23 protein-coding genes are annotated in these 25,816 nt (G+C 66.7%); 6 read left to right on the plus strand and 17 right to left on the minus strand.

What is annotated here, in order from left to right; genetic code table 11:
• The 17 genes from CRO39_RS19090 to CRO39_RS19170 form a co-directional block, all read right to left on the minus strand.
• On the minus strand, positions 1-224 hold a 224-nt coding region (locus tag CRO39_RS19090), incomplete at its 3' end, for a hypothetical protein (RefSeq protein WP_141400868.1).
• A 110-nt stretch (positions 225-334) separates the two neighbouring features.
• Entirely contained in the window at positions 335-1,696 is a 1,362-nt protein-coding gene (rseP, locus tag CRO39_RS19095) for an RIP metalloprotease RseP (RefSeq protein WP_097123573.1), read from the minus strand.
• A 51-nt stretch (positions 1,697-1,747) separates the two neighbouring features.
• Entirely contained in the window at positions 1,748-2,938 is a 1,191-nt protein-coding gene (dxr, locus tag CRO39_RS19100) for a 1-deoxy-D-xylulose-5-phosphate reductoisomerase (RefSeq protein ID WP_097123574.1), read from the minus strand.
• 1 nt (position 2,939) lies between these two features.
• Complete coding sequence (locus CRO39_RS19105; RefSeq protein WP_097123575.1) at positions 2,940-3,839, minus strand: phosphatidate cytidylyltransferase; 900 nt, start codon at positions 3,837-3,839, stop codon at positions 2,940-2,942.
• Complete coding sequence (gene uppS / locus CRO39_RS19110; RefSeq protein WP_097123576.1) at positions 3,836-4,576, minus strand: polyprenyl diphosphate synthase; 741 nt, start codon at positions 4,574-4,576, stop codon at positions 3,836-3,838. The genes CRO39_RS19105 and uppS overlap by 4 nt, the downstream gene beginning before the upstream one ends.
• Before the next feature lie 175 nt (positions 4,577-4,751).
• A complete protein-coding gene (gene frr / locus CRO39_RS19115; RefSeq protein ID WP_097123626.1) occupies positions 4,752-5,309 on the minus strand; it encodes a ribosome recycling factor in 558 nt (185 codons plus the stop codon).
• A gap of 154 nt (positions 5,310-5,463) precedes the next feature.
• A complete protein-coding gene (locus CRO39_RS19120) occupies positions 5,464-6,378 on the minus strand; it encodes a cation diffusion facilitator family transporter (protein WP_097123577.1) in 915 nt (304 codons plus the stop codon).
• Positions 6,379-6,636: 258 nt separating this feature from the next.
• Complete coding sequence (pyrH, locus tag CRO39_RS19125; RefSeq protein ID WP_097123578.1) at positions 6,637-7,362, minus strand: UMP kinase; 726 nt, start codon at positions 7,360-7,362, stop codon at positions 6,637-6,639.
• A 241-nt stretch (positions 7,363-7,603) separates the two neighbouring features.
• The gene (locus tag CRO39_RS19130) at positions 7,604-9,094 is read right to left on the minus strand and encodes a GGDEF domain-containing protein (protein ID WP_097123579.1); all 1,491 of its coding nucleotides are present in this window, start codon (positions 9,092-9,094) and stop codon (positions 7,604-7,606) included.
• Between the two features lie 481 nt (positions 9,095-9,575).
• The gene (tsf, locus tag CRO39_RS19135) at positions 9,576-10,454 is read right to left on the minus strand and encodes a translation elongation factor Ts (RefSeq protein ID WP_097123580.1); all 879 of its coding nucleotides are present in this window, start codon (positions 10,452-10,454) and stop codon (positions 9,576-9,578) included.
• 123 nt (positions 10,455-10,577) lie between these two features.
• Positions 10,578-11,390, minus strand: coding sequence for a 30S ribosomal protein S2 (gene rpsB / locus CRO39_RS19140; RefSeq protein ID WP_097123581.1), 813 nt, complete (start codon positions 11,388-11,390; stop codon positions 10,578-10,580).
• Between the two features lie 266 nt (positions 11,391-11,656).
• Positions 11,657-12,385, minus strand: coding sequence for a fimbrial biogenesis chaperone (locus CRO39_RS19145; protein WP_097123582.1), 729 nt, complete (start codon positions 12,383-12,385; stop codon positions 11,657-11,659).
• Between the two features lie 2 nt (positions 12,386-12,387).
• Positions 12,388-12,747 (minus strand): hypothetical protein, encoded by a 360-nt coding sequence (locus tag CRO39_RS19150; RefSeq protein WP_097123583.1) that lies wholly within the window; start codon positions 12,745-12,747, stop codon positions 12,388-12,390.
• Between the two features lie 126 nt (positions 12,748-12,873).
• The gene (locus tag CRO39_RS19155; protein WP_097123584.1) at positions 12,874-13,890 is read right to left on the minus strand and encodes a Csu type fimbrial protein; all 1,017 of its coding nucleotides are present in this window, start codon (positions 13,888-13,890) and stop codon (positions 12,874-12,876) included.
• A complete protein-coding gene (locus CRO39_RS19160; RefSeq protein ID WP_342351738.1) occupies positions 13,887-16,202 on the minus strand; it encodes a fimbria/pilus outer membrane usher protein in 2,316 nt (771 codons plus the stop codon). The genes CRO39_RS19155 and CRO39_RS19160 overlap by 4 nt, the downstream gene beginning before the upstream one ends.
• 4 nt (positions 16,203-16,206) lie before the next feature.
• Positions 16,207-16,938, minus strand: a complete 732-nt coding sequence (locus CRO39_RS21255; protein ID WP_097123586.1) for a fimbrial biogenesis chaperone — start codon at positions 16,936-16,938, stop codon at positions 16,207-16,209.
• A 23-nt stretch (positions 16,939-16,961) separates the two neighbouring features.
• Positions 16,962-17,465 (minus strand): Csu type fimbrial protein, encoded by a 504-nt coding sequence (locus CRO39_RS19170; protein ID WP_097123587.1) that lies wholly within the window; start codon positions 17,463-17,465, stop codon positions 16,962-16,964.
• Between the two features lie 395 nt (positions 17,466-17,860).
• On the opposite strand from CRO39_RS19170, the gene map reads away from it, so the two are divergent.
• The 6 genes from map to asnB all read left to right on the plus strand — a co-directional run bounded on the left by map (position 17,861) and on the right by asnB (position 25,803).
• Positions 17,861-18,637 carry a type I methionyl aminopeptidase gene (gene map / locus CRO39_RS19175; RefSeq protein WP_097123588.1) on the plus strand — a complete coding sequence of 259 codons (777 nt, stop codon included), beginning with the start codon at positions 17,861-17,863 and terminating at the stop codon, positions 18,635-18,637.
• Positions 18,634-21,273 carry a [protein-PII] uridylyltransferase gene (gene glnD / locus CRO39_RS21260; RefSeq protein WP_484565116.1) on the plus strand — a complete coding sequence of 880 codons (2,640 nt, stop codon included), beginning with the start codon at positions 18,634-18,636 and terminating at the stop codon, positions 21,271-21,273. The genes map and glnD overlap by 4 nt, the downstream gene beginning before the upstream one ends.
• On the plus strand, positions 21,191-22,147 hold the full coding sequence (gene dapD, locus CRO39_RS19185; protein WP_097123589.1) for a 2,3,4,5-tetrahydropyridine-2,6-dicarboxylate N-succinyltransferase: 957 nt from the start codon (positions 21,191-21,193) through the stop codon (positions 22,145-22,147). The genes glnD and dapD overlap by 83 nt, the downstream gene beginning before the upstream one ends.
• 118 nt (positions 22,148-22,265) lie before the next feature.
• Positions 22,266-22,637 carry a Spx/MgsR family RNA polymerase-binding regulatory protein gene (locus CRO39_RS19190; protein ID WP_097123590.1) on the plus strand — a complete coding sequence of 124 codons (372 nt, stop codon included), beginning with the start codon at positions 22,266-22,268 and terminating at the stop codon, positions 22,635-22,637.
• The gene (gene dapE / locus CRO39_RS19195; protein WP_097123591.1) at positions 22,634-23,767 is read left to right on the plus strand and encodes a succinyl-diaminopimelate desuccinylase; all 1,134 of its coding nucleotides are present in this window, start codon (positions 22,634-22,636) and stop codon (positions 23,765-23,767) included. The genes CRO39_RS19190 and dapE overlap by 4 nt, the downstream gene beginning before the upstream one ends.
• Positions 23,768-24,105: 338 nt before the next feature.
• Positions 24,106-25,803: an asparagine synthase B gene (asnB, locus tag CRO39_RS19200; RefSeq protein ID WP_097123592.1), complete on the plus strand. Its 1,698-nt coding sequence runs from the start codon at positions 24,106-24,108 to the stop codon at positions 25,801-25,803.
• Positions 25,804-25,816 lie beyond the last annotated feature (13 nt).

Below are 25,816 nucleotides of genomic sequence, written 5' to 3' on the forward strand. Positions count from 1 at the left end.
GTGGCCGTCGGGGTCACCGTGTCGCCGCGCTCAATCGGCAGGTAGGTCAGCACCGTGCCGGCCGAGATGCGCTGCAGGCCGTCTATGCGGATGTCGGCGGCGCGGAAGCTGTCGTAGCTCAGCGGCTGCTCGGTATCGGGCGCCGTCGTCTGCGACCAGGCCGGCGGTACGAGGGCCGAGGCCAGGGCAAGAGCAAGCAGGCGGCGGGTAGGCAGTCGCGTCATCATCACATCCGATTGGGGTCGTTCCTGCGGTGCAGGGGTTTGCCGGGGAAGGCGTTTCCTGGAACTGGCAGTTTCCAAGTAACGGGCCGGCGACAGGAAGTTCAAAGGCATCAGCTCACCAGACGGAGAATGTCGTTGTAGAACGCCAGGCCCATCAGCCCGGCCAACAACGCCAGACCCACATACTGCCCGGCGACCATGCTCCGTTCGCTCAACGGACTGCCTTTGACCAACTCTATAAGGTAATACAGCAGGTGCCCGCCGTCCAAGACGGGGATGGGCAGCAGGTTGATGATGGCCAGGCTCAGCGACACCAGGGCCAGGAAGAACAGGAACCAGGCCACGCCCCGTTTGGCGGTCGCATTGGCGACCTGGGCAATGGTGACCGGCCCGGAGATGTTCTTGACCGAGGCGTGGCCGGTCAGCATGCGCCGCATCATGCCCAGCGCATCGGCCGCCATCCGTCCGGTTTCGCGGAACGCGGCGGGGATGGCCGCCACCGGTCCGAACCGTTGTACGGCATCGTGGACCGCGGGCATGGCCGTTTCCGGCGGCGCCAGCCCCAGCGCCCAGTATTCCGGCCCGTCGCCGTTGTCGCGGCGCCGTACCGGTTGCAGTTCCAGCGCCAATCGTTCGCCCTGGCGGTCGACCTCGATCATCGCGCTGCCGCCGCGCTCGCCGAGCGCCTGGATGCGTGGGCCGATCTCGCTGAAGCTGCGGATCCGGTTGCCGTCGATGGCGGTGATGTGGTCGCCGGCCAGCAGCACCCCGTCGGCGGGAAGGCCGGGCACGGTCTTGCCCACCACTGCCGGCGCCATCTGGTGCTGCCAGGCCAGCCCAGCCTCGCGGCCGACGCTTTCCTGGTTGAAACCATCGGCCAGCCTGGACAGCGGCAGCACGCGCGAATGCGGCTGGCCGGCCGCGTCGACCACGGCGACTTCCGCGTCATGGCCGTCGATGGCGGCAGTGGTGAGTATCTGCAGCGCATCCATCCAGGTACGGACCGGACGGCCGTCTATCGACTCGAAACGGTCGCCGACCTGGAACCCGGCGCTGGCCGCCATGCCATCGACCTGGCCCAGTGTGGCCGAATAGTCCGGCCGGCCAATCACGAACATGCCCCACAGCAGCGCCACGCACAGCAGCAGGTTGGCGATGGGGCCGGCGGCGACGATGGCGATCCGCTGCAGCACCGGCTTGCGGTTGAACGCGCCGCTGAGTTCGGAGGTCGCCACATCGCCTTCGCGTTCGTCGAGCATCTTGACGTAACCGCCCAGCGGAATTGCGGCGATGGCGAACTCGGTGCCGTGGCGGTTGCGGCGCGACCACAGCGGCCTGCCAAAACCGACCGAGAAGCGCAGGACCTTCACCCCGCAGCGGCGCGCGACCCAGTAATGGCCGAATTCATGAAACGTGACCAGCACGCCGATGGCGACAATCATCCACCAGACCGAACCCAACAGGTCATTCATGGACGCGGGCCCGGGGAAGGGTGCGCACGGGGCGCTGGCGGAAATCTGCACTCATGCACGGGAACGGTGGCCTGCTATCGCTTGTTCGGTGAGACGGCGAGCCTGTGCGTCCGCAGCCAGCAGCGCGTCCAGCGATTCGGCGGGCGCGGCAGGTTGCGCGGCGAGAGCATCCTCGACCAGCGCAGGGATGGATAGGAAACCGATTTGGCCCTGAAGAAAGGCTGAAACTGCGACCTCGTTGGCAGCATTGAGCACCGCCGGTGCGGTGCCGCCGGCGGCCATGGCCTGCCAGGCCAGGCGCAGGCACGGGAAAACCCCGGTGTCCGGGGCCTCGAAATCCAGCCGGCCCTGCGCCAGCAGGTCCAGCCCGGCGACCCCGGACTCGATGCGCTCTGGCCAGCCCAGGCCGACCGCCAGCGAGGTGCGCATGTCCGGCAGGCCCATCTGCGCCAGCGTGGAGCCGTCGACGAACTCGACCAGCGAATGCACCAGGCTCTGCGGATGCACCAGCACCGACAGACGGTCGCCGCCGACCCGGAACAGGTGGTGGGCTTCGATCAGCTCCAGGCCCTTGTTCATCAGCGTGGCCGAGTCGACCGAAATCTTCGGGCCCATCGACCATTTTGGGTGGGCCACGGCCTGCTCCGGGGTCACTCCGGCCAGCGCATTGCGGCTGTGGCCGCGGAACGGACCGCCGGATGCGGTCAGCACGATCCGCCGCACATCGTGCTGAGCCTGCCGTGAACGCAGGCACTGGAAGATGGCGTTGTGCTCGCTGTCGATCGGGATGATTTCGGCGCCGGCGGCGTCGGCCGCGCGGGTCAGCAGTTCGCCGGCCAGCACCAGCGACTCCTTGTTGGCCAGCAGCAGGCGCTTGCCGGCGCGCACGGCCGCCAGCGTAGAGGACAGGCCGGCGGCGCCGACGATGGCCGCGACCACGGTATCGCAGGCCTCGCTGGCGGCCAGAGCCTCCAGCGCCTCGTCGCCGGCATGGGCCTGCGTGGCCAGCCCGGCGTCTTGCAAGCCGGCCTGCAGTTGCCGGAAACGTCCGCCATCGGCGATGACGGCATGGTCGGGACGGAATTTCGCGCACAGCGCGACCAGCGCATCGACCTGGCTGCCGGCGCTCAGGACGCTGGCGCGCAGCCGCTGCGGATGGCGGGCGATGACGTCCAGGGCCGAAGCGCCGATCGAACCGGTGGCGCCCAGAACCGCCACCGCGCGGGGAAGAGGCTGGCTCATGTCAGAACCCGAACAGTTCCTTGCCCAGCGCGAACGCCGGCAGGGCCGCCAGCACGCCGTCGATGCGATCGAGGACGCCGCCGTGGCCGGGGATCAGAGCGCCGGAATCCTTGGCGCCTACATGGCGCTTGAGCAGGCTTTCGAACAGATCGCCTACCACCGAAAACAGCACCGTGACGATGGCCACGATCAGCACGCCGGGCAGTTGCGCCGCTCCGCCGCCGGCCAGGAACGTGCCGGCGACGGCCACCAGCGCACCGGCGAGCAGGCCGCCCAGCAGCCCTTCGATGGTCTTGTTGGGGCTGATGCGCGGCGCCAGCTTGCGGCCCGCGAACAGTTTGCCGCCGAAACGCCGGCCGGCGAAATAGGCGCCGCTGTCGGCGGCCCAGACGATCGCCAATGCGACGAACAGCCACAGATGGCCCTGGGTCGGACGCAGGCCTTCGGCCTGCATGGCCTGGAAACTGCCGGAATGGATCAGGCTCAGCGCGCACCAGGCCGGGACCACCGCCAGGGTGCCGGCGGCCAGCTTGAACGCGCGCGCATAGGTCTGGTGATTGGAGGCGAAGCCGAAGAACCGCAGCCATAGCAGCGCCAGCAGCCACCACACCACGCCGACCAGGGTGACGATCTGGAACAGCACCGGCGACAGCCCTGCACTGGTGCGCGAGGCCCATACCAGCAGCACCATCAGCAGCAGATTGGCGGTCAACAGCACCGTGCGCGGCAGGGTGTCGTCGATTTCGGCCAGCTTGAACCATTCCCACAGCCCGACCAGGAACACCAGGGCGGCCAGCGCCGCCAGCCACTGGGTGGGCAGCAGCAGAATGGCGCCGATGGCGAACGGCGCCATGATCAACGCGGCGATGACGCGGGTGCGGGTGCCGCTGGGCTTGCTCATGCGGATGTATTCTCCATCGCCTGGCCGGCGATCTGGGCGCCGGTCAGGCCGAAGCGCCGTTCGCGCTGGGCGAAATCCTCAAGCGCGCGTTGCAGGGTGGCCGCATCCAGCTCCGGCCACAACAGGTCGGTGAACCACAGTTCGGTGTAGGCCAGCTGCCACAGCAGGAAATTGCTGATGCGGTGATCGCCGCCGGTGCGGATGAACAGGTCCGGCGCCGGCAGATCCGCCAGCGACATCCGGGCCGCCACCGCCTGTTCATCGATCTCGTGCAACTGCAGCCTGCCCGCGGCGACATCGGCGGCGATGGCGCGGGCGGCCTGGGCGATGTCCTGACGGCCGCCGTAGCTGGCCGCGATGACCAGGTTCAGCCGCGTATTGGCCTGGGTCTGGCGTTCGGCCGCGTTCATCCGCTCGCTGATGGCGGCGGAAAAACGTTCGCGTTCGCCGATGAAACGCACGCGCACGCCGCGGCGGTCCAGTTCATCGACTTCGCGCTCCAGCGCGCCCATGAACAGCTTCATCAGCGCGCCGACTTCCTCTTCCGGCCGGCCCCAGTTTTCGCTGGAGAAGGCAAACAGGGTCAGCGCCTCGATGCCGCGTTCCAGGCAGAAATCGATGCAGACGTTGACCGCGCGCGCGCCGGCGCGATGGCCGATGGCGCGCGGGCGCTTGCGGCGTTCGGCCCAGCGCCCGTTGCCGTCCATGATGACGGCGATATGGCGGGGAATTGTCATAAAGCAGGGCGTGGGGAGTGGGTGACGGGGACTGGGAAAAAGCGGAGCGTTGCGGCGGCGACAGCGCGGATGCGCCATGCATGGCGGGCCGGAGAGCCTGATGCCGATCTCCGTTTGGCCACCTGCGTTGCGGCGCCGTTGCGATTCCCCATTCCCGGTCCTCTCTTCCGTTCCTTCAGACCGCCATCAGTTCCTGCTCTTTGCCCTTGATGACCTCGTCCACTTCCTTGATCGACTTGTCGGTCAGTTTCTGGATTTCTTCCTCGGTGCGGCGCTCTTCATCCTCGGTGATCTGTTTTTCCTTCAGCAGGTCCTTGACCTGCTGGTTGGCGTCGCGGCGGATGTTGCGGATGGCGATCTTGGCGTTTTCGCCTTCGCCATGGACGTGCTTGGCCAGTTCCTTGCGCCGCTCTTCGGTCAGGGCGGGGATGTTGATGCGGATGGTGGTGCCGGCGGTGTTGGGGGTCAGGCCCAGGTCCGAAGCCAGGATGGCCTTTTCCACCGCCGAAACCATCTGCTTTTCCCACGGGGTGATGGTCAGCGAGCGCGCGTCGCTGACGACCACGCTGGCGACCTGAGTCAGCGGCATGTCCGAGCCGTAGTAGTTGACCTTCAGGTGATCCACCAGCGCGCTGCTGGCGCGGCCCGTACGCAGCTTGGTCAAATCGTGGCGCAGCGCCTCGATGCTCTTGGTCATGCGCGCCTGCGCGTCTTTCTTGATTTCGTTGAGCATCGTGCTGGTTCCGTCAATCGCAAACCCCCGATTATAGGGCGAACCGGGCGGTTTGCGGGTTGCGGACAGGGTGGCCGGGATGGCCCGGGTGCGGCGCAAACCCCGCTCGCGGCGCAAGGCGGCGGCCGCCGCCGTGCCCGCCGGCAGCAACGGTTCAATGCGAATGGTGCGGCGCGGCATCGTGCCGGTCGTGCTCGCAGGCACTGCCGCGTTCGATCTGCAGGGTCGCGTGATTGATGCCGAAGCGCTGGTTCAGCGCGTCGATGGTGGCGTCGATGAAGGCGTCGTGATCCTCGTCATCCGGCCGCACCAGATGCGTGGTCAGGGCGATTTCGCCGGCGCCCAGCGACCAGATGTGCAGGTGGTGCAGCGCGGCCACGCCAGGTTGCGCGGTCAGGAAGGCTTCGACCTCGGCCTGGTCGATGCTGCGCGGCACCGCATCCATCGCCGCACCGAAACTGTCCTTCAACAGTCCGTAAGTGCCGACGGCGATCACCACGCCGATCAGCAGGGCGATGGCCGGGTCCAGCCAGGTCCAGCCCAGCGCCAGCATGCCGAGGCCGGCGACCACCGCCGCCAGCGATACCGCCGCGTCGGCCATCAGATGCAGGAAGGCGCCGCGACGGTTCAGGTCCTGCGCATGACCTTCGCGTACCAGCCAGGCAGCGCCCAGGTTGACCAGGATGCCCAGGCTGGCCACAACGATGACCGGCATGGCGGGAACGGCAGGCGGCGCGCTGAACCGGCGGATGGCTTCCCAGCCCAATGCGCCGGAGAACACCATCAGCAGGATGGCGTTGGCCAACGGCGACAACAGGGTGGCGCGGCGCCAGCCGTAGGTATGGCGGCCACTGGGCGGACGCCGCGCCAGCACCGCCGCCGCCCAGGCCAGGCCCAGCCCGAGCACGTCGCCCAGGTTGTGCAGGGCATCGGACAGCAGCGCCAGCGAATTGGTATAGAAGCCGTACCCGGCCTCCAGCGCCGTATAGGCCAGATTGATCAGCGTGACCAGCGCGAACGCGCGGGTGTTGGAGCCGTGATGATGATGAGGGCCGTGCGAATGTGCCATGGGGCGTCAGGTTGCCGGCTACCGCGAGGGGACACTATTACAGCTTGGAATCGGGAGTCGGAAGTCGGGAGTCGGGAGTCGGGAGTCGGGAGGCAGCGTCAGGAGCAGGCCCATTCCTGAGCCGTTGGGTAACAGCCCTTTTGCGGCGCTCTGACCAGCCATCCGGCTGTTGAAGAGCGTTGCAAAGGGGGAGGCAAGGCCTGAGCCTTCTCGTTTCTCGTTTCTCGTTTCTCGTTTCTCGTTTCTCGCTTCCCGCCCTCAGCCGCGTCCCTTCACCAGCGTGCCGATATTCTCGCCGCGCAGGATGCGCATCAGGTTGCCCGGCACCGACAGATCGTAGATGCGCAGCGGGACGTTGCTGTCGCGGCACAGCGCGAACGCGGCGGTATCCATCACCTGCAGATCGCGGGCCAGGACTTCGTCGTAGGTCAGCTGGTCGAAGCGGACGGCGTCGGCGTGCTTGCTGGGATCGCGGTCATAGACGCCGTCGACCTTGGTCGCCTTCAGCAGCAGGTCGGCGCCGATTTCGATGGCGCGCAGCGCGGCACCCGAGTCGGTGGTGAAGAAGGGATTGCCGGTGCCGGCGGCGAAGATCGCAATCCGGCCTTTTTCCAGGTGGCGCACGGCGCGGCGGCGGATGTAGTCCTCGCAGACGTCGTTGATTTTCAGCGCGCTCATCACCCGCACCTTGGCGCCTAGCTTTTCCAGCGCGTCCTGCATCGCCAGTGCGTTGATGACCGTGGCCAGCATGCCCATCTGGTCGCCGGTGACCCGGTCCATGCCGCCGGCAGCCAGGCCGGCGCCGCGGAAGATGTTGCCGCCGCCGATGACCAGGGCGATTTCAGCGCCGGCTTCGCGGGCTTCGATGATCTCGCGGGCGATGCGCCCGATCACCACCGGGTCGATGCCGTAGTCCTCGGCCCCCATCAACGCCTCGCCGGACAGTTTGAGCAGGATGCGGCGATAGGCGAGGGGCGCGGACATAGGGGATCTCGATGTGGGGGCAAACGGGAGGATTCTAGCCGAGCCCGCGCGATCCGTCAGGAATGGCTGCATCCAGCGGGCGCGGGCCCGATGCAGTCGGGAGCGTTGCGCTCTGTTTCCAGGCGCTGCCATGCTTCGGCGCAGGCTTGCCGCGGCGGCAGGGCCGCTGGGCGTCAACCGCGTCGCCGGCAGGCGCTGCGCGCTTGCGCCGCGCAGACGCAACGGGCGAAAACGGTGGGCTTCAACTGCGGATATTGCCGGCGGCCACGCGGTTGCGGCCTTCGCGTTTGGCGCCGTACAGCGCTTCGTCGGCGGCCTTGAGCAACTGTTCGGCACTGGCGAACCGTTCCACCGAGCCCTGCGTGGCCAGGCCGGCGGAGAAGGTGATGTGCAGCGCGACGTCTTCGAGCTGGACCATCGCGATGGCGGAAACCTCCGAGAGAATCCGCTGGATGACCGCCAGCGCGGCACGCTCGCCGGTGCCCGGCAGCACCGCCAGGAATTCCTCGCCGCCGTAGCGGGCAACGATGTCGCTGCCGCGCAGGCGTTGCTGCAGCGTTTGCGCGAACTTGCGCAGGACCTGGTCGCCGACCTGGTGGCCCCAGCGGTCGTTGATCTGCTTGAAGTCGTCCAGGTCGATGAAGGCGATGGAAAGCGGCCAGCCGTGCCGGGTGGCGGCTTCGAACTCCTTTTTCAGCACCTGTTCCAGTTGCGCGCGGTTGTAGACCCCGGTCAGCGGGTCGCGCCGGACCTCTTCGGCCAGTTGGCGCACCCGGCTGGCGGACTCGTCGGCGTCCTTGCGCGCGCGCGAGGCATCCTGGATTTCGCGCAGGTTGCGCAGCACCAGCAATTCGCGCGCCTGTTCCAGCATCGCACTGATACGTTCGGGCTGGCTGATGCGGATGTCGAACATGGCGGCGATGTCCGGCAGCACCATCGTCATCTGCTCGATCACGCCGTCGAACGATTCCCGGTCCACCCCCAGGCGGGTGTGCGCCTGCGCCATGGCCAGGTCGCGGACAGTTCCGGTGTCTTCGTTGAACCACAGCTCGGCGATATAGCCGGATACCGCGACGCAGGCATCGAACGGGGTTTCCGAAACCGGCGACTCGCTTGCGCCGATGGCGTTTTGCAGCAACACGGGCAGGTTCCAGTTGCGCGCCATCCATTGGCCGATTTCGGCGTGGTCGCAACCGAAGCTGTCGCGTTCCCGCATCAGCAGTTCCTCTGCGCCGGGCGCATCGTCGAGGATCCGCCGGTAGGCATCGGGCTCCAGCTGCAGCAGCACCAGCGCACCGATATCCTGCAGCAGGCCGGCCAGCATCAGCTCTTCCAGCTTGTGCAGGCCCAGCCGCTGTCCCAGCAGGCGGCTGGCCAGCGCCGAAATCACGCTGCGCCGCCAGACCTTTTCCTCGCAGGGCGCCTCGCCATGCCCGCTGGGACGCAACCCCGAGGTCAACGAGAACCCCAGCGCCAGCGTCAGCGTTGCGTTCAGGCCCAGCAGGGTCAGCGCCTGGCTGAGATTGTCGACCCGGCGCCGGCTGGCATACAGCGGCGAATTGGCGATGCGCAGCATCCGCGCGGTCAGCGCCACGTCCAGCCCGATGGTGTCGGCAGCGGTCGACATCACCACATCCGGATCCTGGGCCATCGCCAGAATCTGCATGGCGATGCCCGGCGGCGAGGGAAGATCGCGGCAACAGGACAGTCTGGCTTCGAATTCGGCGCGCATCGGGAACGCAGCGATCCTCAAGGACGGGAAGGTCTAGCCGGCGGGCGCGCGCTGGCTTCGCTTTCTTGTCGGCCGGGACGGAGAGAACTTTAGGGGCGAGGGGCGAGGGGCGAGGGGCGAGGGGCGAGGAGTGAGGAGTGAGGAGTGAGGAGTGAGGAGTGAGGAACGGGACTCGGGACTCGGGGCTCGGGAGGCGGGAGGCGGGAGGCGGGAGGCGGGAGGCGACCTCAGGAACAAGCCTATTGCTGAGGCGTCAGGTAAACAGCCCCCTTTTGCTAGGCCTTTCAACAATCAAATAGCTGGTCAAGGGATAGCTAGGGCCTGAGCCTTTCTCGTTTCTCGTTTCTCGTTTCTCGTTTCTCGTTTCTCGTTTCTCGTTTCTCACTCCTCACTCCTCACTCCTCACTATCCCGCGCCCAAAAGAAAAGCCGCGGCAGGCCGCGGCTTTTCGATACAGCAAGAGACCAGGCGTTGCGGTGGCTTACGCCAGGCCGGCCTGCTTCATCACTTCGGCGGCGTAGTCTTCCACCACCTTCTCGATGCCTTCGCCCACGGCCAAGCGCTGGCTGCTGACCACGTCGGCACCGGCGGCCTTCAGCACGGCTTCCACCGACTGGTTGGTGTCCAGCACATAGGGCTGGCCGTACAGGGTGACTTCGTTGACGATCTTGGCGATCTTGCCGCTGATGATCTTCTCCAGGATGTCGGCCGGCTTGTTCTTGTCCTTTTCGGACATCTTGGCCAGTTCGATTTCCTTTTCCTTGGCCACGAAATCGGCCGGGACGTCGGAGGCCTTGATGTGCGGCGGGTTCATCGCCGCCACATGCATGGCCAGGCCGCGGGCCAGGTCGGCGTCGCCGCCCTTGACCTCGACCAGCACGCCGATACGGCCGCCGTGCACGTAGGCAGCGACGTTGTTGCCGCTGTCGATGGCGGCCAGGCGACGCACCTGCACGTTCTCGCCGACCTTGGCGATGACCGCGGCGCGCGCTTCTTCGACGGTTTCGCCGGAAGCCAGCTTGGCGTTCTTCAACGCTTCGGCATCGGCGGCGCCGGAAGCCAGTGCGGCCTGGGCGACGGCTTCGGCGAAGGCCAGGAAGTTGGCATCCTTGGCGACGAAGTCGGTTTCGGAGTTGATTTCGACCAGCACGGCCTTGCTGCCGTTCTGGGCCATGGCGATGCGGCCTTCGGCAGCGACGCGGCCGGCCTTCTTGTCGGCCTTGGCCAGGCCCTGCTTGCGCAGCCACTCGGCGGACACGTCGATGTCGCCGTTGTTTTCGGTGAGCGCCTTCTTGCACTCCATCATGCCGGCGCCGGTGCGCTCGCGCAGTTCCTTGACCAGGGAAGCGGTGATTTCCACGGGATTACCTCAATCGATACGGATAGGGCGGGCCTTGGCCCACCGTTGGGATACATCGGCGGGCCAGGCCCGCCCTACGGATGAAGCAGCCGCGCAGCATGGCGCGGCTGCATGGCAGGCCGGTTACTCGGCGGCCGGTGCGGCTTCGTCGGCCTTCTTGGCCGGAGCCTTCTTGGCCGGCGCGCGGCGCGCGCCCTTGGCGTCGTCGCCGGCTTCGACAAACTCTTCCTCGCGCACAACGGCGGCGTTGGGCGCAGCGGCCTTGCCTTCCAGCACGGCATCGGCAGCGGCGCGCGCGTACAGCTGCACGGCGCGGATGGCGTCGTCGTTGCCCGGGATGGCGTAGTCGACCAGGGCCGGATCGTAGTTGGAGTCGACCACCGCAATCACCGGAATGCCGAGCTTCTTGGCTTCCTTGATGGCGATGTCTTCATGGCCGATGTCGATGACGAACAGCGCGTCCGGCAGGCGGTTCATTTCCTTGATGCCGCCCAGCGAGGCTTCCAGCTTGTCGCGCTCGCGGCGCAGGCTCAGCACTTCGTGCTTGACCAGCTTGTCGAAGGTGCCGTCGGTTTCGGCGGCTTCCAGTTCCTTCAGGCGGGCGACCGACTTCTTCACGGTGGCGAAGTTGGTCAGCGTGCCGCCCAGCCAGCGCTGGGTCATGTACGGCTGGCCGCAGCGGATCGCTTCTTCCTTGATGGAATCGCGCGCGCTGCGCTTGGTGCCGATGAACAGGATGGTGCCGCGCTTCTGGGCCACGCCCGAGATGAAGTTCATCGCGTCGTTGAACAGCGGAACGGTCTTCTCGAGGTTGATGATGTGGATCTTGCCGCGGGCGCCGAAGATGTAGGGGGCCATCTTCGGGTTCCAGTAGCGGGTCTGGTGGCCGAAATGGACGCCGGCTTCCAGCATCTGGCGCATGGTGACTTGGGGCATTGCAGTAACTCCAGAAAGGGAACCGGCCGCCACGGTTGGTGGTATGGGCGACATGCCCGCGAGGGCGTGGTTCCGGGGTTGGGCCTCCCTGCGGCTCTCGTGACCGAACCCTTCCGCGAAGGGCACCCCGGCACGGGATATGGCAGCAGGTGTGGATTCGTCGCTGTCGGAGCCTGGGCTCCGGCACGCCCGACGTGGACGGCCTTGCCCGATGGCAGGGCAAAGCCTGCGGAGTATAACCTGGCGGCGCGGGTGGCCGCAAACTGCTACTGCGCCGGTCCGCCGGGGAGCGTCTGCGGACCGGGGGCGTCATTGATGCGTGCGCGGAATCGACCCCCGGCATACCGGCTGCCGCTGCCGGGAAGCGGCCAATGGCGGTATTGGCCGGGCAGTACATAGCCGGCCAGGTTTTCGGCCAGCCATTGAAGCCGGCCGTCGGCGGCCACATAGGCCAGATCGGCCAGGCGCGCATGGCCGCTGCCATGGTTGTCTACCCGCAACAATGCGCGATCGCCCTGTTGGGACACGCTCGCCGTCAGCTGGTGGACCGATGCCGAACCGTCCGCGGACGCCACGAACACCGGTGCCGAGTAGCGCAACAGCGGCGCATTATCCCGGCCCTCCGACGCGCCGGGGAGTTCGTCGACGACGAGCCGGTAGCCGGTTTCCACCGTTTCGGATGTAGCCGTCAGCCGGACCAGGCGGACGATGTGCTGGGTATGCGGCGGGATCTCCAGCACCTGCGGACTGACCGCCAGATCCCGCGCCGGACTCAGCCTGTCCTGTCCCTGCTGCTGGGTCCAACGGTACAGGCGCATCTGCGCCCGCAGCGGACGGTCGCCCAGATTGCTGAACGATATTTCGGCGTCATGCTGGTCGCCGGCAATGACCAGCGAGGTCGGGTTGACTCTCAGGTCGGCAGCATCGGCCTTGGCAGTTGGCAGCGACAGGCATAGACAGCCCGCGCATCCCAGCCAGAGACGCAGTATCCGCATTCTCAGAAAATCACCGTCGTGGTGGGAATATCGTCCGGGCCACGCAATTCCTGCCGAGGAGTCTCCGCCGCCACCGGCCGGTTTTCAGGCGCGGCGGAAACCGCCGGCGGCGGCGGCACTGTGGCGTCGGCGGACGGCGCCGGATGCGAGGACGAAAGCTGATACGGCGTGTCGGCGGCGCACTCGATCCGGGTATCGCCATCGTCCGGCTGCCGTGTGCCGGTCCCTGCATGGATATCGCAACTGTCGACGATGACCAGCCTGACGCCCAGACGGGTCTGCGCGTCGCGGGCATGGGCGGGGCAGGTAACGGCAAGGCACAGCAGCGCCAGCGAAGCGCGCCAATAGGGGGAGGCGGACATTACGGTTCCTGGACTTTCCAGGTAACGATATCGGCCAGCTTCGTCAAAACTGAACATCGCCCTGGCAGCGCTTGTCCGAAAATGCGACTTCGGTCCGCCCGCCACCCTTGCGGCCGTTTTTATCGCTCAGTACGTCAACGTGACCGTGATGGTGTCGGAATAGCTGCCGGCCGGCACTGCCGGCTGCGCAGGCACCCGGCCATACACGCTTTCTGTCTGCAGCGCGCCGGTGCCGGTGCCGGTCACGGTATCGCTGTTAAGCGTATTGCCCCAGCGCTGGGTGCGCGCGGCGTCGCGATACAGCTCATAGCTGACGTAGCTGCCGCTTGCGCCCAGACGCATGCGGCGGACATCGCCATCGGCGTTCTGGCCGTCATCCAGCCCCAGTTGCCAGGCGGTGCGGCCGGTACAGGTCAGGCCGATACTGGAGACCTGATCCCGATTGGCGTCGATTGCTCCGGCAACGCTGCCGAAGGACAAATGGGTCACCACATCGAACTGGCACTGGTTGGCTACCGTGGCGGTGGCGATGAAGGGGAAGCTGGTGCTGGCGCCGGCGGTGCCGCCGCTGGTGCAGGAAGCAGGAAACGGTGGGGTGCCCAGCAGTTGCTCCGCATAGCGGTATTCGATGGCGGTATGGATGCCGCTGAAATCATTGCTGAAACTGCCGGCGGCGGCGGCCTGCGCGGGAACCCGGCCGTAGAGGGTGAAGTTTCGGGTCTGGCTGCCGCCCAGCACCGGGACCGAATAGTCGAAATCGGCCAGGACCGGATTGGGCACGATGGCATTGCCGCGTTGCCCCCAGATCTGCGTGCGTGCCGGATCCGAATAGATCTGGAACTGCAGCGGGTCTGCGCTGGGATTGAGCATGCGGCGGGGATTGAAGTTGCCGCCGCCGGAAACGCCCGCCCCGATGCTCAGGCACATCCTGACCCGGGCGCCTGCCAGCAGCGACAATCCGAAGGTATTGCAGGTCACGCTGAAGGAGCCCTGCACATCGGTCATGCCGGTTGCCGAAACGGCGCCGAAGCTGAGCGAGGGCTGGGTGGCCGTGCAGTTGGTGGCCGCCGTCGCCTGCGGCAGCCACAGGCACTGGAAGAACAGCGCCAGAATCAATGCCGAGCCGGTTCTGAGCCATTTCATCGTGCGCTCTCCATCAGGCAAGGCAACGGGCCTATCCGCGCAATGCCTTCCGCACTGGCAGGGTAATCGAACCGCGCCCGGCAACTGCCCGCCGGCAACCTTACCTGCAGGGTATTGCGGTCCTGCAGCGCATCCAGATAGGTTTCGCCGTCATGGCCGACCCAGGCTTCCAGGTCGCTGCCCAGCAGCGTTACCTGGCTGCCCAGCGGCAGCGGCCGGCCCGCTTCATCCACCAATACCAGCACCGCCGCGCGCACCGGCGTCATCGCAAAATGCACCAGGCTGCCGGCGCGGTCGCTGGGGGTCGCCAGCAATTCGACCTGGCCCACCCGCATGTTGGCGGGCAGGTCCATCGGGTCGATCGACAGCTTGTTGCGCTGCCATGCATTCAGCGGCGTCACCAGCAGCATGCCGCGGGCATCGGTGGCGCCGATGGAGCGGTTTTCCAGTTTGACCGGCACGCCGGGCACGCCATCGGTGGAGACCACGGCGAAGGCATCGCTGATATTGCGCGACGCGAAGGCTTGCCCGCCCATCAGCACCAGTCCGCCGCTGGCGCTGGCATAGCCGTATCCGTTGCCGGAGAAACTGGCCGCGCCTGCGTTGAGCCGTCCGTGATCGCCCAGCCAGCCGACTTCGGCCAGGCCGCCGCTGCGGCCGTCGTCGTTGCGCAATTGCGCGCGCCAGCCGAACCCGCCGTCGCCCGGCACCGGACGCGAAACATCCACGCTGGCGCTGTGGCGATCGCCATTGCGTTGCAGCGAGGCATTGACCGAAGTACGCGAATCGAAACTGTAAGCCAGTCCGAGATAGGCGTTGCGGTCGCGGTTGTCGTCGAGGTTCTGGTTCAACGACAGGCTGGCGTACCAGCGGTTGCCGAAGCTGCGCGACCAGAAGGCGCTGGCATAGCGCGCCGGTGCTTGGTCCGGATAGGCCAGCCGCAGATAGCTCAGTCCCAGGCTGCCGAACCGCGGACCGTTCATGCCCACCAGCGCGCGTTCGCTGATGCGCGCCGGCCGCAGGCCGTAGAGCGAGGCGATATCGCGGTAGGCGCCGCGGGTGCGCTGGGTATCCAGCGCGATATTGAAGCGGCCGTTGTTCCACTGGTATGCCAGCGCATACTGCCAGCCGCCATCGCCGTCCAGGCGGCTGCGCGTGGCCGAGGCGCTGGCCACGCCCGCCAGTCCCAGCAGCCAGACGCTGCCTGCGCCGGCGTTGCTCAGGCCGCCGCCGGTTTCGGCATGGGTCTCCAGCGTCCAGCGGTCGTTGATGCCGTAGCGAAAGTTGCCGCTGGCGACCGGATCCCCGGCATAGGAAAAAGAACGCAGTCCATAGTCTTCGCGCACCATGCCGATACTGGCCGACCAGTCGCTCAGGCCCTGGGCCAGCAGTTGCTGCGCGGCGTAGAACGGGAAGTCGATGGTGCTGACGCGGCCGTAGGCGTCGGTGACCACCAGTTGCGCGCTGCCGGCGCCGCTGATGCTGGGCAAGGTGGTGAGCTGGAAGGGCCCCGCCGGCACCTGGCCGCTGTACTGCTTCATGCCGTTGACGTAAAGCTCGACCGCCGAGGGCACGCTGGCTTCGCCGAGAAACGCGGGCAGCGGCGCGGTGATGCGATAAGGCTGCAGGCCGAAGTTGCGCCCCAGCTGCACGCCGCCCATGCGTACCGGCCGGGTCCAGTTGAGATAGCCGCTGAAGGTGTCGCCGACGCTCAGCGTCAGCATCGATTCGGGAAACGACTGCTGCCAGCGGCTGTCCAGGCGCACCGATTCGCCGCGCCAGGACTGGCCCTGCGCGCGATAGGCGCGGGTGACTGCAGTCTGGCTGAATACGCCGGCGCGGCCGCCGAAAGCACGCAGCTCCGCGAATGCGGTGGCAGTGCCGGCGTCGCCGTCGTGGCTTGCGTACAGATCGTAGTTGAGCAGCAGGCCCGGCGATGCGCTTGCGCGCGGGATATCCGTGGCGGGCGCGTTCAGGACGGTGGTCGCCAGCGAGAGCCGGTCCAGCGGAGCATCGATGCTCGCTCGCTGCAGGTTGGGTTCGTAGCTGACTGCAACACCGGCGATGGCGGCCAGGTCCAGCCGCTCTTCGGCTTCATGCGCGGAAAGCTCGAAGCCAAGTCGCCGCAAGGTTTCCACGCTGGCGTGCAGTCTGCCGTCGATCAGGAAAAACGGATAGAGACCGGCCAGCGGGGTCCGGTTCAACACGACTTCCAGGTACAGCGGCATAGCCGAATCGGTCGTCGGTTCGGAGCGATCCGGTACCGGTTGCGCCAGGATCGTGCCCGCCTCGGCTGGGTCCGCGTACAACAATGCGCTAGCGAGCAGCGGAAGCCAGCGACAGGGACTGTTCTTCCGCTTCACCGTTGATCCTCGCTTTGAGGGTGCCGCCGGGAGGGAGCTGAGCGGAAGGCCGGGCCAGCGGCCAGCGCATCCGCTGGCCGGGAAGTACGTAGCCGAGCAGGCCGGGCGCCAGCAGATGGCGCCTTCCGCCGGCATCGACGTAGGCAAGGTCGGCAATCTGCGCACGGAGTCCGCCGCTGTTGCTGATTTCCACCTCCACATCGGGCTGCGAGCGGTCCAGCGTGGCGTGCAGCACCGGCGCTGGCGCTGCCTCCCCGGCGGACGACAGAAAGACCGGAATCGAGTAGCGCAGGACGAACTGCAGTCCGCTGCTGTTGGGCGCTGCCGCGGGCGGCAGTTCGTCGACGATGACGCGATAGCTGGTTTCCGCCTCCTGCGGCGGCGCTCCCAGCCGGATCAGCCGCACCAGTTGGCGCTCGCCCGGCGGCAGTTCCAGCATCGGCGGGCTGATCGCCAGGTCGCGGGTGGGCTCCAGCTTCTCCTCGGCGTTCTCCTGGGTCCAGCGGTATACCCGCAGTTGCGCGCGCAATACGCTGTTGCCGGTATTGCTCAGCCATAGACCGTCGGCATTGCGCTCGGCCGGCAGGGTCAGCGTGGTCGGCGATACCTGCAGACCGCTGGCAAGCGCCGGGACAGCGCTCGCCAGCCAAGCCAGGCAAAGGATGCCGCACCAGCCTGAGCGCATTGCGGGCCTCACCGGCGCTGCGGTCAATAGATGACGGTGGCGGTTATGACGTCGGCATAGACGCCGGCCGGAAAACTGGCGCTGGGCACCCGGCCGTAGACCGGGAAGGCCTGGTTGGCGCCGTCGCCGGTGCCGGCCAGGGTGTTGGTGCCGATGGTGCTGCCCCAGACATCGCCGGCACCGCGTGCGGCTTCGCGATAGAGCTGGTAGGGCACCAGCACGCTGCCATCGGTCATAGCGCGGCTATCGGCATCGGCGCCGTTCTGGCCGCTGTCCAGCGCGATGTTGTAGGCGGTGCCGGGAGTGCAGTTGACGGTCAGCGAGCCGGAACTGTCGATGTTGACGGCGCTGGAAGCCACCGTGCCGAAATCGACGTCGGTAGCGGCTGCGGCTTCGATATCGCAGGTGGCGGTGATGGTGATGGTGACGTCGAAAGTGGTGGTGTCGGCGGCACTGGCCGTGGCGGCGGCGCCGACACCGCAGGCCAACAGGACGGCGATCAGCAGGCGGGTCTTGGATGCATTCATGATGGGTTGCTCCGGTGGCGGTTGGCCGACGAAACTGTCGGATGGAGGTTAATGCAGCACAATGCGCGCCAACATTCCCCAAAACAGGGAAAAGCAGCCATCCCAGTAGAAAAATGTGATGAAAATCACATTAAATCAGTAATATTGCGTGACGTTCAGCAATATTGAAACTTGAATTACATCCGGAATGGTGACGTGGCCAGTCAACATGTGACGGGCAGGCGAGCCGAGGGTTTCTGGGGGGCAGGGCATCGGGTCATCAGCTGCCGGGCAGGCGCGAAGCCAGCGGAGAGCGGCATCTGTGGCGGGCTTGGCCAGGACGAAGGCCGGTTCTCCGGCAGCGCACCGGACGGCCGCGCGTTCAGGCCGCCGACGAAATCGGCGATAATGCGCCGATGGCAATCAACCTCAAAACCCCCGAAGACCTTGAGCGGATGCGCGTGGCCGGCCGGCTGGCCGCCGAAGTGCTGCAGGTGGTCGCCCCGTACGTGAAACCGGGTGTGACCACCGAGGAACTGGACCGCATCTGCCACGATCACATCGTCAACGTGCAGAAGGCCATTCCAGCCAATGTGGGCTACAAGGGCTTTCCGGCCACGGTCTGCACCTCGGTCAACAACGTCATCTGCCATGGCATTCCCAGCGCCGGCAAGGTGCTGAAGGAAGGCGACATCCTCAACATCGACGTCACCGTCATCAAGGATGGTTGGCACGGCGACACCAGCCGCATGTACTACGTCGGTACGCCATCGGTGATGGCCCGCCGGCTGGTCGAGACCACCCGCGAGGCGATGTTCCGCGGCATCCGCGCGGTCAGGCCGGGCGCGACCCTGGGCGATGTCGGCCACGCCATCCAGCAACTGGCCGAATCCGAACGCTTCAGCGTGGTGCGCGAGTACTGCGGCCACGGCATCGGCAAGGTCTACCACGACGAACCGCAGGTGCTGCACTACGGGCGCCCGGGCGATGGCGTGGTGCTCAAGCCGGGCATGACCTTCACCATCGAGCCGATGATCAACGAGGGCACCCGCTATACCCGGGTGCTGCCCGATGGCTGGACCGTGGTCACCAAGGACCGCAAGCTGTCGGCGCAGTGGGAGCATACGGTGGCGGTGACCGAGGACGGCGTGGAGATCCTCACCCGCCTGCCCGGCGACGACAACGATCTGTGAACGCCTCGGTAGCCGCGAACGAGCCTGCGACGCGGCTGCCCGGTATCGGTGCCGAAGCCGGCGACGATCCGGCCTGGTCGGCGGCCGCGCGGGCAGCGATGGCGCAGACCGATGCGCGGCTGGCGCGCCGCTACGACCAGAACGACAGCATGGACCGGATCCTCGCGCTGCGCGCGCGCGCGGTCGATCACCTGCTGAAGGACGCCTGGTTGCGCTGTTTCGCCAGCGGCGCGCCGTTGGCGCTGTTCGCCGTCGGCGGCTATGGCCGCGGCGAGTTGTTCCCGCAATCTGACGTCGATGTGCTGGTGTTGGCCGACAGCCATGCCCAGCAAGAGCACCATGCGGCGCTGGCGCGATTCTTCGCGATGCTATGGGACGCCGGATTGCCGATCAGCCATGCGGTGCGCTCGGCGCAGCAATGCACCGATGCCACCGCTGGCGAGCAGACCGTGCTGACCGCGCTGATCGAAGCGCGCCCGCTGGTGGCCGAAGCGCAGGACGAGGCGATGCTGATCGACGCGGTCGCTGCCGCCCGGGTATGGCCGCCGCGCGACTTCTTCGTCGCCAAGCGCGAGGAATTGCGCATCCGCCACGCCCGCTTCGGCGACACCTCCGAGAACCTGGAACCGAACATCAAGGATGGCCCCGGCGGCCTGCGCGACCTGCATACGCTGGGCTGGATGGCGCTGCGCACCTTTGGCGTGCGCGATCTGGAGCCGCTGGTGGGCATGGGCCATCTGGGGCCGGACGAAGCGGCCGCGCTGGCGCGCGAGCGGCGCGCGCTGGGGCGGCTGCGCTACGGCCTGCATCTGGTCGCCGGCCGGCCGGAAGAACGGCTGCTGTTCGACTACCAGAAGACCCTGGCCACGCGCCTGGGCTTTGCCGACGATGCCGAGAACCTGGGCGTCGAGAAGATGATGCAGGGCTTCTACCGCAGCGCGGCCATCGTGCGCCGGATCAGCGACCGCCTGCTGCAGCGTTTCGAGGAGCAGTTCGACGGCGAGGCGCTGCCCGAACCGCTGGACGAGGATTTCGCGCTGCGCCGCGGCTACCTGTCGGCGAGCAGTGCGGCGTGGCCGCAGGCCGATATCTCGCAGGTGTTCGCCTTGTTCGCGATGTGGGCCTCGCAGCCGCAGGTGCGCGGCCTGCATTCGCGCACCGCGCGCGCGCTGGCCGAATCGCTGCCCAGGTTGCCCGCGTACGCGGCGGCCACGCCGGCGCAGCGCAGCGGATTCATGGCGCTGTTGCGCGGGCCGCGCGCGGTCGAGACGTTGACCCGGATGGCGCGGCTGGGCGTGCTGGGGCAGTGGATTCCGGCGTTCGCGCGGGTGTCCGGGCGCATGCAGTTCGATCTATTCCATGTCTACACCGTCGATCAGCACACGCTGATGGTGCTGCGTAACATCGCCGCGTTCGCTTCCGGGCGCGCCGACGAGCGCTTCTCCATCGCCCACGAAGTCTGGCCGCGCCTGCGCAAGCCGGAACTGCTGCTGCTGGCGGGCCTGTTCCATGACATCGCCAAGGGCCGCGGCGGCGATCATTCCGAACTCGGTGCGGTCGATGCGCGCGAGTTCTGCGCGGCCCACGGCCTGAGCGAGTCGGACACCGAACTGGTGGCCTGGCTGGTGGAACAGCACCTGCGCATGTCGGTCACCGCGCAGAAGCAGGACATCGCCGACCCGGACGTGATTCTGGCGTTCGCTACCCTGGTCAGGGACCGCGAGCGGCTGGACTACCTGTACCTGCTGACCTGCGCCGATATCGCCGGCACCAGTCCCAAGCTGTGGAACGCCTGGAAGGACCGCTTGCTGGCGGACCTGTATTTCGCCGCCCGAAGGGTGTTGCGCGAAGGCCTGGAGCATCCGTTCGCGATCGACGAACGCCTGCAGGAGGGGCGCGACTCGGTGCGCGCCCTGTTGAACCTGCAGGGTCATGACGACGCCAGCGCCGATGCGCTGTTCGCGCTGATGCCGGAAGAAAGCTTCCTGCGTTTCCGCCCCGAACAACTGGCCTGGCAGGCGGCCGCCATCCAGGGCGTTGGCAGCGGCGAAACCCGCGTGCGCGTGCGCCATATCGCCGACGATGCCGATGCGATGGAGGTCTTCGTGCATTCGCCGGATCGCGATGGCCTGTTCGCCGCCATCCTGGCCACGCTGGACCGGCTGGGACTGGGCATCCACCAGGCGCGCGTGCTGGTGGGGCCGCACGGCACCGTCTTCGATACCTTCGAGGTGCTGCCGACCGACAGCTATGCGTGCCGGGAGCCGGCGGAAATCGAGTCAACGCTGGCCGGCGCGCTGGCCGGCGCGCTGGACAAGGTGCGGGCCTCGCGCCGCGCGCTGCCGCGCCAGTTGCGCCATTTCCGCTTCTCGCCGCGTATCGAATTCGGCGCCACGCCGGACGGCAGGCATACCGTGCTGGGCCTGGTTGCGCCGGACCGTCCCGGATTGCTGTCGGATGTGGCGCATGTGCTGCGCGCGCAAGGGCTGCGCGTGCATGACGCGCGCATCGCCACGTTCGGCGAACGCGCCGAGGACATCCTGCAGATCACCGATGAGCGCGATCTGCCGCTTACCGAAGAAGCGCAGCAAAGCCTACGCAGCGCGCTGCGTGCGATCCTTGAAAACACCCCATGAACGACAGGAACCCCGATTGATGACGCAACAATCCGCCTCGGCCAGCGAAGAACTCAGGTTCACCATCGACAGCGCCTTCGAGCGCCGCAGCGAACTGACCACCACCGAAATCGAAGGCTCCACCCGGCCTGCGGTCGAGCGCGCGATCGAAGGCCTGGAGTCGGGCGAATTCCGCGTTGCCGAACCGGACGGGCAGGGCGGCTGGAAGGTCAACCAGTGGCTGAAGAAAGCGGTGCTGCTGTATTTCCGCGTCAACGAGATGGAAGTGATCGAAGCCGATCCGGCGCCGTTCTGGGACAAGATTCCGGCGCGCTTCGAGGGCTTCGACGAGCCGGATTTCCGCAAGCTGGGCGTGCGCGTGGTGCCGGGCGCGATTGCGCGGCGCGGCAGCCATTTCGGCAGGGACGTGGTGCTGATGCCGAGTTTCGTCAATATCGGCGCTTACGTGGGCGAAGGCACGATGGTCGATACCTGGGCCACGGTGGGTTCGTGCGCGCAGATCGGCAAGCACTGCCACCTGTCCGGAGGCGCCGGCATCGGCGGGGTGCTGGAACCGCTGCAGGCAGGCCCGACCATCATTGAGGACCATTGCTTCATCGGCGCGCGTTCGGAAGTGGTGGAGGGCGTGATCGTCGGCCACCACAGCGTGATCGGCATGGGCGTATTCCTGGGCCAGTCGACCCGCATCTACAACCGCGCCACCGGCGAGATTTCCTACGGCTACGTGCCGCCGGGCAGCGTGGTGGTGTCCGGGTCGCTGCCGTCGGCTGACGGCAAGTATTCGCTGTATTGCGCAGTCATCGTCAAGCAGGTCGACGAGAAGACCCGCAGCAAGACCAGCGTCAACGAACTGCTGCGCGGATTGGCGGATTGAGCTAAGAGCGAGGAACGAGTGGAGAGGAACGAGAAACGAGTGAAGAGGAGTGAGGAGGTGCTGCCTTTACTCGTTCCTCACTCCTCTCCACTCGTTCCTAGCTCCTAGAGGAAGCACGATGACGGTCACGATCTACGGACTGAAGAACTGCGACACCTGCAAGAAGGCGACCAAGTGGCTGGACCGCTTCGGCATCGCTTACGCGTTCGTCGACTACCGCGACAACCGGCAGTCGCCGGAGACGCTGGTGGAATGGGCGCAGCATGCCGGCGGCTGGGATGCGTTGATCAACAAGTCGTCCACCACCTGGCGGCAGTTGCCGGACAACCGCAAGGCGCCGGGTTCGGACGCCGAGTGGAAGCTGCTGCTGAAGGAATACCCGCAATTGATCCGGCGGCCGGTGGTGATTCGCGATGAAGACGATGTACAGGGATTTTCACAGGGCTTCAGCGACAATGGCTTCAAGAAACTGTTCGGAGTGGGCCAGTGAGCGACGTACTCGAACTTTCCAGCGAACTGATCCGCCGGCATTCGGTGACGCCTGACGACGCCGGCTGCCAGCAACTGCTGGCGCACCGGTTGCAACAGGCGGGCTTCCATTGCGAGCACCTGCGCTTCGGCGAGGTCGACAATCTGTGGGCCACCCATGGCCAGGGCGCGCCGGTGCTGGTGCTGCTGGGGCATACCGACGTGGTCCCGCCGGGGCCGTTGGAGGCCTGGAGCAGCGATCCGTTCGTGCCGACGGTCCGCGACGGCGTGCTGTACGGGCGCGGCACCGCCGACATGAAGTGCAGCGTGGCCGCATGCACCATCGCACTGGAGCGCTTTGTCGATGCGCATCCGGATCATCCGGGCACGGTCGCCCTGCTGGTTACCTCGGACGAGGAAGGCGATGCGCTCGATGGCGTCAAGCTGGTCGCCGATGCCTTTCGCCAGCGCGGCCAGCGCATCGACTGGTGCATCACCGGCGAGCCGTCCTCGAAGGAGAAACTCGGCGATCTGCTGCGGGTCGGCCGTCGCGGCACATTGACCGGCACGCTCAGCGTGCGCGGCATCCAGGGCCATGTGGCGTATCCGCACAAGGCGCTCAACCCGATCCACAAGGCCTTGCCGGCATTGGACGAACTGGTCGCGCGGCAGTGGGACGAAGGCTTCGAGACCTTTCCGCCGACCAGCCTGCAGATTTCCAACATCCAGTCCGGCACCGGCGCCAGCAACGTGATTCCCGGCGAAATGCAGGTGGTGTTCAACCTGCGCTTCAATCCCAGTTGGACCGCGCAGGGCCTGGAACAGGAGATCGAGGCGCTGTTGCAGCGGCATGGCCTGGACTACAGCCTGCACTGGCACCGCGGCGGCGAACCGTTCTATACGCCCGAGGGCCATCTGCGCGCCACCGCACGCGCCGTGCTGGCCGAATTCTGCGGCGCCGAGCCGGAGGAAAGCACCGCCGGCGGCACCTCCGATGCCCGCTTCATCGCCCCGCTGGGCGCGCAGTGCATCGAGATCGGGCCGGTCAACGCCAGCATCCACAAGGTCGACGAGCATATCGATGTGGCCGAACTGGACGCACTGCCCGGCCTGTACCAGGCGCTGCTGCAGCGGTTGCTGATTACGGCCTAGGTCGGACTGGAAAGATGGTTGCGCCAGCAACCATCGGGCGGCCATTCTCTCGGCCGGGGCCGGCGGCGGAGCACGATGCGCGCGGGCGAAAAAAAGACTTGCCAGAGGCCCGGTGTACCGGTTAGTTTCAACCCATGCCTCGCCTTTCCGCCAACGCCCTGATTAATTCGAACCGCCGCAATGATGCGCGTGCGAATAATCGTGCGCGGCCGATGCGGGTCTGCGACTAGGCAAGATACAACCAGCCGAGTTACCAGAAAAACCCGCATCGCAAGGTGCGGGTTTTTCGTTTTCTGCCATCCCGGATTTCCACCGTCCATCCACCAGGAGCTTTCCCCATGTGTTCCATCTTCGGCATCTTCGGCCTGCAGCCGGGCGACGATCTGCAGGGCCTGCGACGACAGGCGCTCGAGCTTTCCCAGCGCCAGCGCCACCGCGGCCCGGACTGGAGCGGCGTCTACGTGGATGACGGCGCCATCCTGGTGCATGAGCGGCTGGCCATCGTCGACCCGGCCGGCGGTTCGCAACCGCTGCGTTCGGGCGACGGCCGGCTGGCGCTGGCGGTCAACGGCGAGATCTACAACCATCGCGAACTGAAGAAGGAACTGCGGCAGCCGTATGCATTCCAGACCGGTTCGGACTGCGAGGTGATCAATGCGCTGTACCTGGAGGACGAACCGGCATCGTTCCTCAACCGGCTCAACGGCATCTTCGCCTTCGCGTTGTGGGACCAGACCAGGGGCAGGGCGCTGATAGCGCGGGATCCGATCGGCGTCTGCCCGCTTTACTGGGGGCACGATGCGCAGGGCAGGTTGCGGGTGGCGTCGGAAATGAAATCGCTGGTCGATACCTGCGCCGATGTGGCGCAGTTCCCACCGGGCCATTACTACGACAGCGCCAGTGGCGAACTGGTGAAGTACTACGAAAAATTCTGGCGCGACTACGATGCGGTGCAGGGCGTGGAGGTGTCGAAGCAGGAACTGCGCGAGGCGTTCGAACGCGCCGTGCACCGCCAGCTGATGACCGATGTGCCGTACGGCGTGCTGTTGTCCGGCGGGCTGGATTCGTCGCTGGTGGCGGCGGTGGCGGCGCGTTTTGCCCGCAAGCGGGTCGAGGAGGACGACCAGTCCGAGGCCTGGTGGCCGCGCCTGCATTCGTTCGCCATCGGCCTGAAGGGCTCGCCGGATCTGGCCGCGGCGGAAGTGGCGGCGCAGTCGCTGGGCACCGTGCATCACGGCTTCGAGTACACCTTCGAGGAAGGCCTGGACGCGCTGCCGGAAGTCATCCGCCATATCGAAACCTACGACGTCACCACCATCCGCGCGTCCACGCCGATGTACCTGCTGGCGCGCCGGATCAAGGCGATGGGAGTGAAGATGGTGCTGTCGGGCGAGGGCAGCGACGAAATCTTCGGCGGCTATCTGTATTTCCACAAAGCGCCGAACGCGCGCGAGTTCCACGAGGAACTGGTGCGTAAGCTGGACGCGCTGTACAACTACGACTGCCTGCGCGCCAACAAGTCGATGATGGCCTGGGGTGTGGAGCCGCGGGTGCCGTTCCTGGACGTCGAGTTCCTGGACGTGGCGATGAAGATGGATGCGCAGTACAAGATGACCGGCGTGCGCGCCGACGGCAGCAAGCGCATCGAGAAGGCGGTGCTGCGCGAGGCGTTCGAAGGCTACCTGCCCGATTCCATCCTGTGGCGGCAGAAGGAGCAGTTCAGCGATGGCGTCGGCTACGGCTGGATCGACGGGCTGAAGGCGCATGCCGAGGCGCAGGTCAGCGACCGCGAACTTGCCGCGGCTGCCAAGCGCTTTCCGATCAACCCGCCGCAGAGCAAGGAAGCCTACTTCTACCGCACGTTGTTCGAGCAGTGCTTCCCTGGCCCGGCCGCAGCCGAGACGGTGCCGGGCGGCAAGTCGATCGCCTGTTCGTCGCCAGCGGCGATCGCCTGGGACGCGAGTTTCGCGGCGGCTGCCGATCCGTCGGGCCGGGCGATCGCCGGCGTGCACGCCGCCGCCTTTCAGGGGACGTGACGGTGTCGCCGTC

The sequence above is a fragment of the Pseudoxanthomonas wuyuanensis genome, assembly GCF_900215535.1.
Lineage (GTDB): Bacteria > Pseudomonadota > Gammaproteobacteria > Xanthomonadales > Xanthomonadaceae > Pseudoxanthomonas_A > Pseudoxanthomonas_A wuyuanensis.

Bases quoted from the DNA above. Each gene is read 5' to 3' on its own strand.
- CRO39_RS19150 (WP_097123583.1), bottom strand. From the start codon at position 12,747: ATGTCCGCCTCCCCCTATTGGCGCGCTTCGCTGGCGCTGCTGTGCCTT.
- CRO39_RS19130 (WP_097123579.1), bottom strand. From the start codon at position 9,094: ATGCGCGCCGAATTCGAAGCCAGACTGTCCTGTTGCCGCGATCTTCCC.
- frr (WP_097123626.1), bottom strand. From the start codon at position 5,309: ATGCTCAACGAAATCAAGAAAGACGCGCAGGCGCGCATGACCAAGAGC.
- uppS (WP_097123576.1), bottom strand. From the start codon at position 4,576: ATGACAATTCCCCGCCATATCGCCGTCATCATGGACGGCAACGGGCGC.
- CRO39_RS19170 (WP_097123587.1), bottom strand. From the start codon at position 17,465: ATGAATGCATCCAAGACCCGCCTGCTGATCGCCGTCCTGTTGGCCTGC.
- rseP (WP_097123573.1), bottom strand. From the start codon at position 1,696: ATGAATGACCTGTTGGGTTCGGTCTGGTGGATGATTGTCGCCATCGGC.
- dapD (WP_097123589.1), top strand. From the start codon at position 21,191: ATGAGCGCGATCTGCCGCTTACCGAAGAAGCGCAGCAAAGCCTACGCA.
- pyrH (WP_097123578.1), bottom strand. From the start codon at position 7,362: ATGTCCGCGCCCCTCGCCTATCGCCGCATCCTGCTCAAACTGTCCGGC.
- CRO39_RS19190 (WP_097123590.1), top strand. From the start codon at position 22,266: ATGACGGTCACGATCTACGGACTGAAGAACTGCGACACCTGCAAGAAG.
- map (WP_097123588.1), top strand. From the start codon at position 17,861: ATGGCAATCAACCTCAAAACCCCCGAAGACCTTGAGCGGATGCGCGTG.
- CRO39_RS19105 (WP_097123575.1), bottom strand. From the start codon at position 3,839: ATGAGCAAGCCCAGCGGCACCCGCACCCGCGTCATCGCCGCGTTGATC.
- CRO39_RS19155 (WP_097123584.1), bottom strand. From the start codon at position 13,890: ATGAAATGGCTCAGAACCGGCTCGGCATTGATTCTGGCGCTGTTCTTC.
- dxr (WP_097123574.1), bottom strand. From the start codon at position 2,938: ATGAGCCAGCCTCTTCCCCGCGCGGTGGCGGTTCTGGGCGCCACCGGT.
- CRO39_RS19145 (WP_097123582.1), bottom strand. From the start codon at position 12,385: ATGCGGATACTGCGTCTCTGGCTGGGATGCGCGGGCTGTCTATGCCTG.
- asnB (WP_097123592.1), top strand. From the start codon at position 24,106: ATGTGTTCCATCTTCGGCATCTTCGGCCTGCAGCCGGGCGACGATCTG.
- CRO39_RS19120 (WP_097123577.1), bottom strand. From the start codon at position 6,378: ATGGCACATTCGCACGGCCCTCATCATCATCACGGCTCCAACACCCGC.
- rpsB (WP_097123581.1), bottom strand. From the start codon at position 11,390: ATGCCCCAAGTCACCATGCGCCAGATGCTGGAAGCCGGCGTCCATTTC.
- CRO39_RS21255 (WP_097123586.1), bottom strand. From the start codon at position 16,938: ATGCGCTCAGGCTGGTGCGGCATCCTTTGCCTGGCTTGGCTGGCGAGC.